We start from the raw sequence: 12632 nt of genomic DNA on the forward strand, positions 1-12632 counted from the left end.
TTGTCCGGCGTTCAGCCGCAATAGGCCAGCCGCAGTTCCGCCATCAGCGCCTCCACCGCTTCGCCGCGCGCGGTCGGAGCGGCATAGAGGCAGACCGAAAGACTCCCCAGATCCGGCAACCCCTGCCCCGAAACCTCGACCGTGCCATCCGGCCAGCGGCCGCGAAGCCGGGCACTGACCGCCAGATCGGCAGCAACCAGCGCCTCAGCCGCCTGCTCGCTGTCGCCTTCGAAGGCAAGCTCCCACGGGATACCTGCCGCATCCAGCGCCGCCTGCGCAGTCGGGCGGAAGATGCAGGTATCCTTGAACCCCAGCCGCAACGGGCGCTGGCTGGCCGCCGTGCCGCCGTCGGCACCGATCCAGACCAGTTCCTGCCGCGACAGAACCTCGCCCCCCGGCCCGGGTCGATCCTCGGTCGTCAGCATCACGTCCACCTCGCCCTTGTCGAAGGCAGTGCGCAGCAGCGTGGTGAAAGACGAAGAGAGGTTGATCCGCAGCCGGGGATATTGCCCCGACAGCCGCTTAAGAATGCCGGGGATCGCGGGATAGACGATGTCATGCGGAACACCCAGCCGGATCTGGCCCTCGAAGGCATCCGAGGCCAGGCGTGCCGTCGCCTCGTCATTCAGATCCAGCATCCGGCGCGCAAAGCCCAGAAGCTGCATCCCTTCGGGCGTAAGGCTCAGCTTGCGGGCGGCACGCTGGAACAGCGATATGCCCAGGCTTTCCTCCAGCCGCTTGATCTGCATGGAAACCGCGCTTTGCGTCAGGTTCAGCAGGCCCGCCGCCCGCGTTACACCGCCCGCATCTGAAACAGCAACGAAAGCACGCAGCGCCGTAAGGTCGAGATTTCGCGGCATATCACGATCCTTGATATGATTCCCAACGATCATTCGTTTCCATGAAGATGCCAGATCCCGCATGATCCATCAAGAGATCTGATTCATCTTGCCACTTGCATCAGGAAGGAAACTGAAAATGGCACAATCACAAAGCCTCCGCCGCGCCCGGCCCGCCCCGCGCCAACCCTTGCTGCGCCGTCTGTTCGCGCTTGCCCTGCTGTCGCGCCAGCGCCGGGCGCTGGCCCGTCTGGATGCCGCATTGCTGAAGGATATCGGCCTGACGCAGGACGAGGCGGCGGAAGAGGCCCGGCGGGCCATCTGGGACGTTCCGGCGCACTGGCGGCATCCGCTGTGAAACCGGCATGGTTTTCACTGCGAAGCGCTTGAAATCATGTGTGACACTTCCGATATTTGCGGCATAAGGCGCGGCTGGCAGCAATCGGCCGTGCCCCGATGTAACAACCGGAGGCACTCATGGCTGAATACGATACCATCCGAACCGTCGGCGCAGGCGCAAGCGCCGCGCGGATCGACCAGGGGCTTCGCGCCCATATGAACAAGGTCTATGGCCTGATGTCGGTGGCAATGCTGATCACCGGCGCGGCTGCCTGGGCCATTGCGGGTCTTGCTGTCACCACCGATCCCGCTGCGGGTGTCGCGCAGATCGGCGCCGGCGAGTATCTGACCAATTTCGGCTCTCTGCTTTACACCTCGCCGCTGAAATGGGTGGTGATGTTCCTGCCGCTCGTCATGGTCTTTGCCTTCAGCGCCCTGATCAATCGCCTGTCGGCCCCGGCCGCGCAGCTGTTCTTCTACGTCTACGCCGTGGCGATGGGCGTCTCGCTCAGCTCGATCTTCCTCGTGTTCACGGGCACGTCGATCGCGACCACCTTCCTGATCACCGCGATCGCTTTCGCGAGCCTCAGCATCTACGGCTATGTGACCAAGCGCGACCTGAGTGGCATGGGCACCTTCCTGATGATGGGTCTGATCGGGCTGTTCGTCGCGATGATCGTCAACATGTTCGTGGGTTCCGACGCGCTGCAATTCGCCATTTCGGTGATTGGCGTGCTGATCTTCGCGGGCCTGACGGCATACGACACGCAGAACATCAAGAACACCTACATCCAGCACGCCCAGTATGGCGATCAGGAATGGCTGGCGAAATCGGCGATCATGGGGGCACTGAACCTCTACCTCGACTTCATCAACCTGTTCATGTTCCTGCTGCAATTCCTCGGCAACCGCGAATAAGCGGCCCGACGGCACGGCAATCAGGGCCGGGGGAAACCCCGGCCCTTTTCATTGGCGACCTCTTGCAGAAACGCCGTGACGGCCCGGCGGCCTTGCAGATGACGGACTCGTTTGCCCGCCGGAGCCGAAGCAACCAGCCGCGCCATGGCCGCGCGGGAACTGCGTCGGGTGCGCCAGATGAAGCCCAGGAACTCCGGCAGGTTTGCAAGCCGTTCAGGGCATCCTTCGGGCAGGTCGGGGCGGTTGCGCCCCAGACCCATCAGCGTGCGGCGCAGGACACGCCAAAGCCGCAGCCACAGCGGCATATCAATCCAGATCAGCGTATCCGCCCGGTCCAGCCTGTTGGCCCATGTTGCCGAATGCCCGCCTTCGAAGATCCAGCGCGGCTGCGCCTCGACCTCTTGGCACAAGCGGGTCTTTTCCTCGCGTGTCCGCTCCTGCCAGCCGGAGCACCAGTGAATCAGGTCGATATGCACTACAGGCAACCCGGTCAGCCCACCAAGCTGGCGCGCCAGAACGGATTTCCCGGCGCCGGGCTGGCCGACAATCATCACGCACTGCATCACACCCCCCCGCAAAAGCAAAAACCGCGCCGAAAGGCGCGGTTTCGATCCAGAAAGGAGCGGCAGATCTTACTTGATCTTGCCTTCCTTGTATTCGACGTGCTTGCGCACCACCGGGTCATACTTGTTGACCGTCATCTTCTCGGTCATGGTGCGGGCATTCTTCTTGGTCACATAGAAGTGCCCGGTGCCCGCCGTCGAGTTCAGACGGATCTTGATCGTCGTCGGCTTCGCCATAGTCGTCTCTCCTGCATCAGGCGAAACAGCGTCGCCCGCTCAATCCTTTGAAGCCTGCCTTTTAAGGATGCGGGCGGCAGAGTCAACAGCGAAAAGCCGGATTCCCTGCCGCTTTTGCAGGGTCAGACCAGCGGCTTGCCTGCGCCGGTGTGAATCGCCGTCACGGTTGCCGCATCCAGCCCCAAAGCGGTGGCCAGTCCGCGCAGATAGGTGCGTTCGGCATCCGTATCCACGGTAATCGCCATCAAAGCCGCGGCATAGACCTGGCTGCGCGCGGCCTCGCCCACATCTGCGGCCAGCCCGGCATAATCGACCGGCGCATCAAGCTGAGCCTGAACGAAGGCAATCTCCTCGTCGCTGGCATCCGACAGATGCGAGAGAATCGCCGCCCGCTCCGCCGGATCAATCTCGCCATCGGACTTGGCGGCCTGAATCATCGCGCGGATCATCAGGCGGGCATTTTCCTCGGCCATCGGGCCAGCCGGGGTAGCGCCGGTCAGTGCCCCCATCATTTCGCCCATGTTCTTGGCGCCCGCCGTCGCGGCGCCGGTCATGGCGCCCATCAGGCTGCCAAGGCCCGCCTCGGCCTGCTCGGTCGCCTGTGCGGCGCCGGCACCCCATTTGCCCATCATCTCGCGCATGGCAGCGCTGCCGCCGGGGATGCCCAGCTTGTCGGCCATGGCCCCCATCTGGTCAGCCATGCCGCCGGGCTGCCCCGCACCGCGCAGCGCGTCCTTCATGCCGGTCAGACCGCCGTTCTGCTGGAACTTCTGCACGCCTTTTGCGGCGGCGAAGCCCACGGCCAGCGTGGCGAGGGTGCGGATGAAACTCATGATGCGACTCCCTTCTGTTTCCCGCAGCATAGCGCGATTCGTTGAAAGGGAAGCATCGGATTGCCACGAGGCGGGCCAAAGGGCAGAAAATTGCGCGGATAGCCTGTAAGCCGGATTCTGTCCAAGGCGTTACCGCCTCTGGATGACCATTCCTCTGCGCGCCGCGTTGCCACGGCGCTCTAGCTGCCAACCCGGGCGCTCTTGGGCTGAAGCGTCCCTTACGGAGGTCTCCGACAGCCTTGCGGCTGAACGTCGGACCTTTCCGCGCGAGGCCCCTATTCGGCATTGCTCCGGGTGGGGCTTGCCATGCCGGTCCTGTTGCCAGTCCCGCGGTGGGCTCTTACCCCACCGTTTCACCCTTACCCTGCAAGCAGGGCGGTTTGTTTTCTGTGGCGCTTTCCCTGGGGTTGCCCCCGCCGGGCGTTACCCGGCACCCTTACTTCATGGAGTCCGGACTTTCCTCGCACGTCTTGCGACGCACGCGGTCATCCAGCCATCCGCGCGACAGGCGGCTTACGCCTGCGCCACGGGGGCGTCAACGGGAAAACGGGTAGCAAGGTCCATGACCATGGCCAGATCGGTGGCATCCACCGGACCGGAGGCATTGGGCCGGAACCGCGCACGGAAGGCTGCCAACAGCACATCCTCGGCCGCATCCGGGTAGCCAAAGCCCCGCGCCGCCGCCACGAAGGCGCCCGGTTCGGGGTCCGGTCCCGCCGTGATTGCGGGCCAGACCGACAGACCGCGCGCAGCAAAGCGCTGCCAGTCGAAGTCCGGACCCGGGTCGGATTTGCGCGCGGGCGCCATGTCGCTGTGGCCGATGACCCGCTCAGGCGGAATCTGCCAGCGATGCATCAGATCGGCCAGCAACACCTCAAGAGCCGCCATCTGCGCCTCGGGGAATGGCCCCGTGCCGGGATGATCCAGCTCGATCCCTATGGACCGCGAGTTCACATCGCTGGCGCCCCCCCAGGCCCCTGCCCCGGCATGCCAGGCGCGCAGCTCCTCGGGCACCAGCGCGATGACCTTACCCTGTTCCGAGATCAGGTAATGCGCCGAAACCTCGGCACCGGGGTCGCAAAGCCGGGCCTGCGCCTCGGCGCAACTGGCCATTGCGGTATAGTGCAGCACGATCAGATCGGGCTGTGCCCCGTTGCGGCGCGGGCCGCAATTCGGCGAGGGATGATCGCCAAAGGCCAGCATCAGATCAGTTCACCGCCGCGCGGAACGGCGCAGGGTTCCACGAACAGGCATAGCCATCGCCATCGGGATCAAGCCCCTTGCGGTCCTTCTCGGGTCCGCCCGCCTGAAGGAAAGCGATCTGCGCCTGATCCGAGGAGGAGAAGGCGGCACAGGCGCGGTCGGCGTTCTTCAGTTGCAGTGAGGATCGCGGATACATCGGCGTGCCGACCGCATGCGAGGTGGACAGCGCGAACTGCACGATGTTCGGCCCGCTGGAACTTTTCTGCACCGGCAACGGCATGGTCACCGCCGGGGTCACGGGTTGCGGTGCGGGCGCCGGGGCAGCCACCGGAGCCGCGCCAATCATCGCGCCCTGCATCGGCTCGCTTCCGCCCGAGGCGCGGTCGATGGCCGCCCCCACACGCTCGGCCGAGAAGCCGGGCGAGGTTGCGGTGGTGGTGCCTCCCAAAGGCTGCCCCGCCGTCACGCCGCCCGGCATGATCGGCTGCGCGCCAGTCGCCACCATGGGGGTGCCGTTGTTCAGCGCCGCTTCGCGCCGCGCGGCATAGCTGCCGTAATCCTCAAATCCCACTCCGGCGCCGGAATCCGGCACGGAAGGCCCACCGCAGGCAGAAAGAATCAGGACAGGGGCACAGAGGATCAGGGCAGGCAGCGAGCGGCGCATGGCATCCTTCCAGAAAGACAGGACCGGCCCGAGGGGCCGGTCGCAAAGATTTCGCGGTGGATTACCACCATTTCCGGGGTTTTTCCACAAATCCCGCGGCACGTTCCAGCACATAGGCGTGATTGAGCAGATCGCCCTCTTCCCAGGGCCGCCCGATCAGTTGCAGACCCAGCGGCAAACCCTCGCGGTCCATCCCCATCGGGACCGACACGCCCGGAAGCCCGGCAAGGTTCAGCGTCACGGTAAAGACGTCATTCAGATACATCTCCACCGGATTGGCGCTTTGCATCTCGCCCAGACCGAAGGCCGGGCTGGGCGTAGTGGGCGCGAGGATTGCATCCACCCCGGCGGCAAACGCCTGTTCGAAGTCGCGCTTGATCAGCGCACGCACCTTGCGGGCACGATTGTAGTAGGCGTCGTAGAAACCGGCTGACAGCACATAGGTGCCGATCATGATGCGGCGCTGCACCTCGGCGCCGAAGCCTTCGGCGCGGGTCTTTTCATACATCTCGGTGATGCCGTCGCCCGCCCCCAGCTTGGCGCGGTGGCCATAGCGCACCCCGTCATAGCGGGCAAGGTTCGACGATGCCTCGGCCGGGGCGATGACGTAATAGGCGGGCAGCGCGTATTTTGCATGGGGCAGCGAGATGTCGACCACCTCGGCGCCCGCGTCGCGCAGCATGTCGGCACCTTTCTGCCACAGCGCCTCGATCTCCGGGCGCAGGCCCGGCAGGCGGTATTCGCGCGGAATGCCGATCTTCTTGCCGCGGATATCGCCGGTCAGCGCCGCCTCGAAATCCGGCACAGCCAGATCGGCACTGGTCGAATCCTTCGGGTCGTGCCCCGACATCGCGCCCAGCAGGATCGCGGCGTCACGCACCGATTTGGTCATCGGCCCGGCCTGATCCAGCGACGAGGCATAAGCGATGATGCCCCAGCGGCTGACACGGCCATAGGTCGGCTTGATGCCGACGATGCCACAGAAAGCGGCGGGCTGACGGATCGAGCCGCCGGTATCCGTGCCGGTGGCCGCGATGCACAGATCGGCCGCGACGGCGCTGGCCGAACCACCGGACGAGCCGCCCGGCGAAAGCTCGCGGTCATCAACCCGCCATGGGTTCACCGCAGGCCCATAGCAGGAGGATTCGTTGGACGAGCCCATGGCGAATTCGTCCATGTTCAGCTTGCCCAGCATCACCGCACCCGCATCGAACAGCTTGGTGGTGACGGTGGATTCGTATTCCGGCCTGAAGCCTTTCAGGATGTTCGACGCAGCCTGTGAAGGCACGCCCTTGGTGCAGAACAGATCCTTGATGCCCAGCGGGATGCCGCACAGATCGGGCGCCCCGCCCGCCTTCAGCCGCGCGTCCGCAGCACGCGCCTGATCCAGCGCCATTTCCGGCGTCTTGTGGACATAGGCGCCCAGCGCATCGCCCGCATCCATCGCGGTCAGACAGGCCATCGTCAGGTCGGTCGCAGACAGATCCCCCTTGCGCAGCGCATCGCGCGCATCGGCAAGCGTCAGTTCGTTGGCGTTCGTCATTCCACCACCTTCGGCACGGCAAAGAACCCCTCGCGGGCATCGGGGGCGTTCTTCAGAACCAGCTCCTGGATATTGCCATCCGTCACCACATCGGCGCGGCGCTTCAGGCGCATCGGCGTGACCGAGGTCATCGGCTCCACCCCAGTCACGTCGACCTCGTTGAGCTGCTCCATGAAGCCGAGGATATTCGAAAGCTCCCCGGCCAGCGCCGGCAGGTCGCTTTCATCCACCTGGATACGGGCGAGTTTCGCCACCCGCCGCGCGGTTTCAACGTCGATCGACATTGCCCGATCTCCCTTCGCATCTTTGCCCACCGTTTAACGGGGCCGGGGCAGGCGCGCAAGGCGCAGGGGTCAGACCAGGATGGTATCCTCGCTGGCCAGCAGGTCGGCCAGATCAATCCCCCGCAGAAGGATGCTGGCCTGCCGGATCGTCAACAGCGTGCCATTGTCCACCTGCTCCGGCCGGAGTTGCGCATTGCCGATCATGTCGATCACATCGACCCCGATCACGAAATCCATGACGACATCACGACCACCCCCCGCACGCAGCACGAAAGTATCGGCCCCGGCCCCGCCTTTCAGCACGTCATTGCCGGAGCCCCCTTCCAGCCGGTCGCGCCCGGCGCCGCCCTCCAGCCGGTCCCTGCCACTGCCACCGATCAGCGTATCATGCCCGCTCCCGCCAAAAACCGTATCCCGGCCCGCGCCAGCCCGTGCCACATCATTGCCGGCGCCCAGGCTGATACGGTTGTCGCCCGAAAGATCCAGCTGCGCGAAAGCCGAAAACAGGGAACGGTCGAAACGATCATTGGCCCGCGTCCCGTCGATCCGCAGGTCATCCTGCCCCAGCAGAAGCCGCGCCAGCCCGGCGCCGTCCTCGCTGTTGACAATGGACAACACCACATCCGCCGGATCAACCGACAGGCCATCAAAGCTGATGATACTCCGCCCGCTGAGCGCCGAAACCAGTTCGATGGCCTTGACCGAACCGGGGGCCTGGTTCGACAGGGCCTGCAAACCGCCCTTGTCGGCATCAAACCGGGTTGCCGTGCTGAACCGGCCGGTAATCTTCAGGTCGAACAGGCCGTCGCGGTCATAGGTCCATTCCCGCAAGCCGCCCTCCAGCACCTGCTCCGACGGCGCGGGCACATTCGGCCGCTCGCCCGTGCGTTCCAGGATGAATTGCATATCGTCGAAAAGACCCGCGAGCTTGCGGCCAAAAGACGCCGCGAAGGAAAGTCTGGGCATGAAATCTCTCCATCAGCTTCAAAATTGCTTGGCCCCGAAAAGTTAAACCCAAACACAGCTTCGGGCAACGAAACTTGCCAGCACGGCCGCAAACGCCCACATTCGGACAGATAGAAGAAAGGACCATCCCCATGAAGATCATCTGGCTCGGCCATTCCGGTTTCCGCATCGAGATCGAGGACGCGGTGCTCCTGATCGACCCCTGGCTGACCGGCAATCCGGTCTTTCCCGCCGACCGCCGGGCCGAGGCGCTGGCAGGGGCCACCCATATCCTGCTGACCCACGCCCATGGCGACCATGCCGCTGATACCGCTACGCTGGGAGCCGAGCTTGGCATCCCGGTCGCCTGTATCCACGAAGTTTCCGAATGGCTGAATGCCGATGGCAAGGTGCAGACCATCGGCTTCGGCAAGGGTGGCACCATCCGCCTCGGCGGCGCGGCGGTGACCATGGTCAACGCCACCCATTCCGCCTCCATCGACTTCAAGACCGGCGGTTTGCAGCCCGCAGGCTCCGCCGCCGGTTTCATGATCGCAGGCGAAGGCCATACGATCTATGTCTCGGGCGATACCGACATCATGGCCGACATGGACTGGATGGGCGATTACCACAAACCCGACATCGGGATTCTGTCCTGCGGCGGCCATTATACGATGGACATGGCCCGCGCGGCCTATGCCGCCCGGCGCTATTTCAACTTCACGACCGTGATCCCCTGCCATTACAAGACCTTCCCGATCCTTGCGCAGGATGCGGCACCGCTGATCGAAGGACTGCCCGGCGTGCAGGTGATCGAGCCGCAGGTGATGACGCCCATCATCCTCTGACCCGGCGGCGCCCGACGGGGCGCCCCGTTTCAGGGCTTCAGATAGGCATAGCCCTCGTATTGCAACTCCATCAGCCGCACCGCACCGGAGGGCACCACCTGCGCATCCTCCAGCAGCGGCACGTCCTTGTTGGTCCTCTGCCTGATGGATTCTACCGTGTTCAGACAGGCGGAAAAGGTCAGGTTCTCGTGCTGCAAGGCCAGATCCCCCACGCGTGAGGCGACCGGCGAAATATCCGACCGCAGCATGGTCAGCCCCGGCCCGTAGGTCACGATCTCGACTACAGCCTCTTTGCCAAGCGCCTGATAATGCGCGATGATATTGACGGCATTGTTCAGCGCCATGTTCATCACAGCCGGATCGTCCTGATCGACATGGATCGCCACTTTCGGCACTTCGGGAACCTCCGCCTTCGCGCCGTGCGCCACAGGTGTAAACGCCAGAACCGCCGCCACGGCCAGACCGCGCAGCCCTTGCATGAAACGCATCCCATCCTCCCTTATGAGATTTTTCATATATATGAATATTGCGTTCATCCAGGCCGCGAGACAAGCCCTTTACGCGGAGCCTCGCCGCTGCGCGAAGAATCTCCGCAACAGCCCCTCCGCCTCGGCCCCGGCAATCCCGTCATAAACCTCGGGCACATGGTGGCATTGCGGATGCGCAAAGACCCGCGCCCCCACCGCCACGCCCCCGCTTTTCGGATCAGCGGCGCCATAATACAGCCGCGCGATCCGTGCCGCCGAAATCGCAGCAGCACACATCGGACAAGGCTCCAGCGTGACGTAGAGGTCATACCCCGTCAGCCGCTCCTGCTCCAAGGCGGCACAGGCAGCGCGGATCGCCAGAATCTCGGCATGGGCGGTCGGGTCACACAATTCGCGCGTCAGGTTCCCCGCCCGCGCCACCACCCTCCCTGAAGGCGCAACGACAACGGCCCCCACCGGCACTTCGCCCCGGTCACCCGCCGCGCGCGCCTCTGCCAGCGCCAGATCCATATACGACCGGAATCCGCTCACCGTTGCCCTTTCCCCTGCAAACCCGTAATTTGCACCTTGCAGAAATACTCTCGGGGGTCCGGGGGCAGACAGCCCCCGGGGCCGCCGCCCCCCGCCTCCTCCTACATGCCGGGAAACCCATGTCAGAACAAGCCAGGCCCAAAGCGCCGAAATCCGCGGCCCAGAAACCGGCGTCCGGGAAACCGGCCCCCGAAGGCGAGCGTATCGCCAAGGTGCTGTCGCGCGCAGGCGTCGCCTCGCGGCGCGAGGCGGAACGGATGATCGAGGCTGGCGAGGTCAAGGTGAACGGCAAGGTCATCACCTCGCCCGCCCTGAACGTGACCGCGAAGGACCGCATCACCGTGCGGGGTGAGCCGCTGGCCGAAAAACAACCCGCCCGGCTCTGGCTTTACTACAAGCCCGAGGGGCTGGTCACCTCGGCCGCGGATGAAAAGGGCCGCGACACGGTGTTCGACCATCTGCCGGAAGAAATGCCGCGCGTCATGTCTGTCGGGCGGCTCGACCTCAATTCCGAGGGGCTCTTGCTGCTGACCAACGATGGCGGGCTGAAGCGGCAGCTGGAACTGCCTTCAACCGGCTGGCTGCGCAAATACCGGGTCCGGGTCCATGGCAACCCGACCGACGCGGATCTTGAACCGCTCCGCAAGGGGATCGAGGTCGAGGGTGAACGCTTTCAGCCCATGCAGGTGACACTTGACCGCGTTCAGGGGGCGAATGCCTGGGCCACCGTCGGCCTGCGCGAGGGCAAGAACCGCGAGATCCGCCGTGCCATGTCGGCCATCGGGCTGACGGTGAACCGGCTGATCCGGGTTTCTTATGGCCCGTTCCGCCTGAACGAGCTGCAACCCGGCGAGGTCGCCGAGGTGAAAGGCCGCATCCTGCGCGATCAGCTGGGCTTTGATCCCGACGGCGGCGAGGATCTCGCGATGCCCGAAAGGCCCCGCGCGAAACCCGCGCCCCGCCGCGAAGGGGCGGCGAAGGCCCCGGCAAAACCCACGCCACGATCCGCCGCCAAACCCGGCACCGCCGCCGCACGGCTGGCGCGATCCGCCGATCAGTGGCTGGATGGGGCAGAGGTGCGGGCGATCCGCGCCGGGAAGGCCGCGCCCGGCAAATCAGCAGCAGGCAAACCCCGTGCAACACGCCCCGAGGCCGGTGCCTCTGCCGAAGGTGGCGCCGCGCGCAAACCCGGCCCCGCCCGCAGCGGCGCGCCGTCAGGCAAACCCCGTCCGCCGCGCAGCCGCGGCTGACCGGCAGGGGATCAAGGGGGAATTTCGTGCAGCCGCAGCACTGGAATGCAGGCCCAGCCTTCCCTATAATCAGTGGCGTGGCGCCCGCCACGCTGGCTTGACCCTGCCCCCGGAGGCCCGATGCCCGCATCCGCCATCCAAAGCTTCAGCTTCATCCTGTTGATGGCGCTTGTGCTTTATGTCGCATTTGCCGGAGGCGCCTGAGATGGCGCAGCGTTTCGGTGGCAAATATTCCCCGACCGGCGAGGTGCAGCGCGATCACGCCACCGCCCCGTCGCAACAGCCCGCCAATCCGTTCGACAGCCGCCGCCCGGTGCGGGCCGGCGCGCGCTCGAACCTTCTGTTCGCGGTGCCGGTGATCTTTGCCTTCCAGGCTTTCCGCGCCGATCCGGCCGGGCTGGTGTATGGCCTTGCCGCGACCGGGTTCAGCCTCGGCGCGGCCTGGCTGACGCGGGAAGGCATCCGCGCGCAGGAGGCCTATGACCAGCGCCGCGTCGCCAAACGCCCCGCCTTCCCGCGCAAGATCGCAGGCGCCGTGCTGACCGGGCTTGGCCTTGCCGCCGCAGGTATGATGACCACCGGCGCACCGCTGCTGGCAGTCGTGTTCGGCGTCATCGGCACTGCGCTGCATCTGGGCGCCTTCGGGCTTGACCCGCTGCGGGATAAAGGCGCCGAGGGGATCGATGCCTTCCAGACAGAACGCGTCGCCCGCGCCGTGGACGAGGCCGAGGCCTATCTGGCAGCCATGAAAGACGCGATCCTGCGCGCCCGCGACCGCGCACTGGAAGCGCGGGTGGATCGTTTCACAGCCGCTGCGCGCCAGTTGTTCCGCATGGTCGAAAACGATCCCGGCGACCTGTCCGCCGCCCGCAAATACATGACCGTCTATCTGATGGGCGCGCGCGATGCGACGGTGCGCTTTGCCGATCTTTACGCGCAGAACCGCGACCCGAAGGCGCGCGGCGATTACGAGGCGCTTCTGACGGATCTTGAAACCAATTTCGCGGGCCGCACCAAGGCTTTGCTGGCAAATGACGCAAACGCACTGGATGTCGAGATTCAGGTGCTGCGCGAGAGGCTGGAGTACGAGACGCCCAAAGCGGACCGCGCCTGACGCAAGACCGTTGAGAAGCCGCAGCACCCTCCG

General features: G+C 65.2%; 16 protein-coding genes and 1 other RNA gene. 5 read left to right on the plus strand and 12 right to left on the minus strand.

All coding sequences use genetic code 11. The features are described from left to right. Window positions 1–11: 11 nt before the first annotated feature. On the minus strand, window positions 12–860 hold the full coding sequence (locus IE126_RS04755; protein WP_054300891.1) for a LysR family transcriptional regulator: 849 nt from the start codon (window positions 858–860) through the stop codon (window positions 12–14). A 118-nt stretch (window positions 861–978) separates the two neighbouring features. On the opposite strand from IE126_RS04755, the gene IE126_RS04760 reads away from it, so the two are divergent. Together IE126_RS04760 and IE126_RS04765 are read left to right on the plus strand one after the other, a co-directional pair. Next, the gene (locus IE126_RS04760) at window positions 979–1197 is read left to right on the plus strand and encodes a DUF1127 domain-containing protein (RefSeq protein ID WP_054300854.1); all 219 of its coding nucleotides are present in this window, start codon (window positions 979–981) and stop codon (window positions 1195–1197) included. A gap of 119 nt (window positions 1198–1316) precedes the next feature. Further along, on the plus strand, window positions 1317–2096 hold the full coding sequence (locus tag IE126_RS04765) for a Bax inhibitor-1/YccA family protein (RefSeq protein WP_189380294.1): 780 nt from the start codon (window positions 1317–1319) through the stop codon (window positions 2094–2096). Window positions 2097–2116: 20 nt separating this feature from the next. On the opposite strand, the gene IE126_RS04770 is transcribed toward IE126_RS04765, so the two are convergent. The 9 genes from IE126_RS04770 to IE126_RS04810 all read right to left on the minus strand — a co-directional run bounded on the left by IE126_RS04770 (window position 2117) and on the right by IE126_RS04810 (window position 8389). Continuing rightward, window positions 2117–2659: a P-loop NTPase family protein gene (locus IE126_RS04770; RefSeq protein WP_189380295.1), complete on the minus strand. Its 543-nt coding sequence runs from the start codon at window positions 2657–2659 to the stop codon at window positions 2117–2119. Between the two features lie 69 nt (window positions 2660–2728). After that, window positions 2729–2896 (minus strand): 50S ribosomal protein L33, encoded by a 168-nt coding sequence (rpmG, locus tag IE126_RS04775; RefSeq protein WP_011750518.1) that lies wholly within the window; start codon window positions 2894–2896, stop codon window positions 2729–2731. A gap of 122 nt (window positions 2897–3018) precedes the next feature. Next, window positions 3019–3729, minus strand: a complete 711-nt coding sequence (locus tag IE126_RS04780) for a DUF533 domain-containing protein (RefSeq protein WP_108129021.1) — start codon at window positions 3727–3729, stop codon at window positions 3019–3021. A 90-nt stretch (window positions 3730–3819) separates the two neighbouring features. After that, window positions 3820–4230, minus strand: an RNA gene (gene rnpB / locus IE126_RS04785) — RNase P RNA component class A. Between the two features lie 12 nt (window positions 4231–4242). Then, window positions 4243–4932, minus strand: coding sequence for an N-acetylmuramoyl-L-alanine amidase (locus IE126_RS04790; protein WP_189380296.1), 690 nt, complete (start codon window positions 4930–4932; stop codon window positions 4243–4245). A 4-nt stretch (window positions 4933–4936) separates the two neighbouring features. Continuing rightward, window positions 4937–5596 carry a hypothetical protein gene (locus IE126_RS04795; RefSeq protein ID WP_229825228.1) on the minus strand — a complete coding sequence of 220 codons (660 nt, stop codon included), beginning with the start codon at window positions 5594–5596 and terminating at the stop codon, window positions 4937–4939. A 61-nt stretch (window positions 5597–5657) separates the two neighbouring features. Then, a complete protein-coding gene (gatA, locus tag IE126_RS04800) occupies window positions 5658–7139 on the minus strand; it encodes an Asp-tRNA(Asn)/Glu-tRNA(Gln) amidotransferase subunit GatA (RefSeq protein ID WP_189380297.1) in 1482 nt (493 codons plus the stop codon). Further along, window positions 7136–7423 (minus strand): Asp-tRNA(Asn)/Glu-tRNA(Gln) amidotransferase subunit GatC, encoded by a 288-nt coding sequence (gene gatC, locus IE126_RS04805; protein ID WP_054300861.1) that lies wholly within the window; start codon window positions 7421–7423, stop codon window positions 7136–7138. The genes gatA and gatC overlap by 4 nt, the downstream gene beginning before the upstream one ends. 69 nt (window positions 7424–7492) lie before the next feature. After that, on the minus strand, window positions 7493–8389 hold the full coding sequence (locus tag IE126_RS04810) for a calcium-binding protein (RefSeq protein WP_108128859.1): 897 nt from the start codon (window positions 8387–8389) through the stop codon (window positions 7493–7495). A 131-nt stretch (window positions 8390–8520) separates the two neighbouring features. On the opposite strand from IE126_RS04810, the gene IE126_RS04815 reads away from it, so the two are divergent. Continuing rightward, entirely contained in the window at window positions 8521–9216 is a 696-nt protein-coding gene (locus IE126_RS04815; protein WP_189380298.1) for a metal-dependent hydrolase, read from the plus strand. Between the two features lie 29 nt (window positions 9217–9245). On the opposite strand, the gene IE126_RS04820 is transcribed toward IE126_RS04815, so the two are convergent. Beyond that, entirely contained in the window at window positions 9246–9704 is a 459-nt protein-coding gene (locus tag IE126_RS04820) for a DsrE family protein (RefSeq protein ID WP_108128861.1), read from the minus strand. A gap of 69 nt (window positions 9705–9773) precedes the next feature. Continuing rightward, window positions 9774–10214, minus strand: a complete 441-nt coding sequence (locus tag IE126_RS04825; protein WP_189380355.1) for a nucleoside deaminase — start codon at window positions 10212–10214, stop codon at window positions 9774–9776. A 140-nt stretch (window positions 10215–10354) separates the two neighbouring features. On the opposite strand from IE126_RS04825, the gene IE126_RS04830 reads away from it, so the two are divergent. Both IE126_RS04830 and IE126_RS04835 read left to right on the plus strand, forming a co-directional pair. After that, a complete protein-coding gene (locus IE126_RS04830; RefSeq protein WP_189380299.1) occupies window positions 10355–11485 on the plus strand; it encodes a pseudouridine synthase in 1131 nt (376 codons plus the stop codon). 205 nt (window positions 11486–11690) lie between these two features. Beyond that, window positions 11691–12599: a 5-bromo-4-chloroindolyl phosphate hydrolysis family protein gene (locus IE126_RS04835; RefSeq protein WP_189380300.1), complete on the plus strand. Its 909-nt coding sequence runs from the start codon at window positions 11691–11693 to the stop codon at window positions 12597–12599. The last annotated feature ends 33 nt before the right edge of the window (window positions 12600–12632 follow it).

This window comes from Gemmobacter nanjingensis, assembly GCF_014652195.1.
Taxonomy (GTDB): Bacteria; Pseudomonadota; Alphaproteobacteria; order Rhodobacterales; family Rhodobacteraceae; genus Gemmobacter; species Gemmobacter caeni.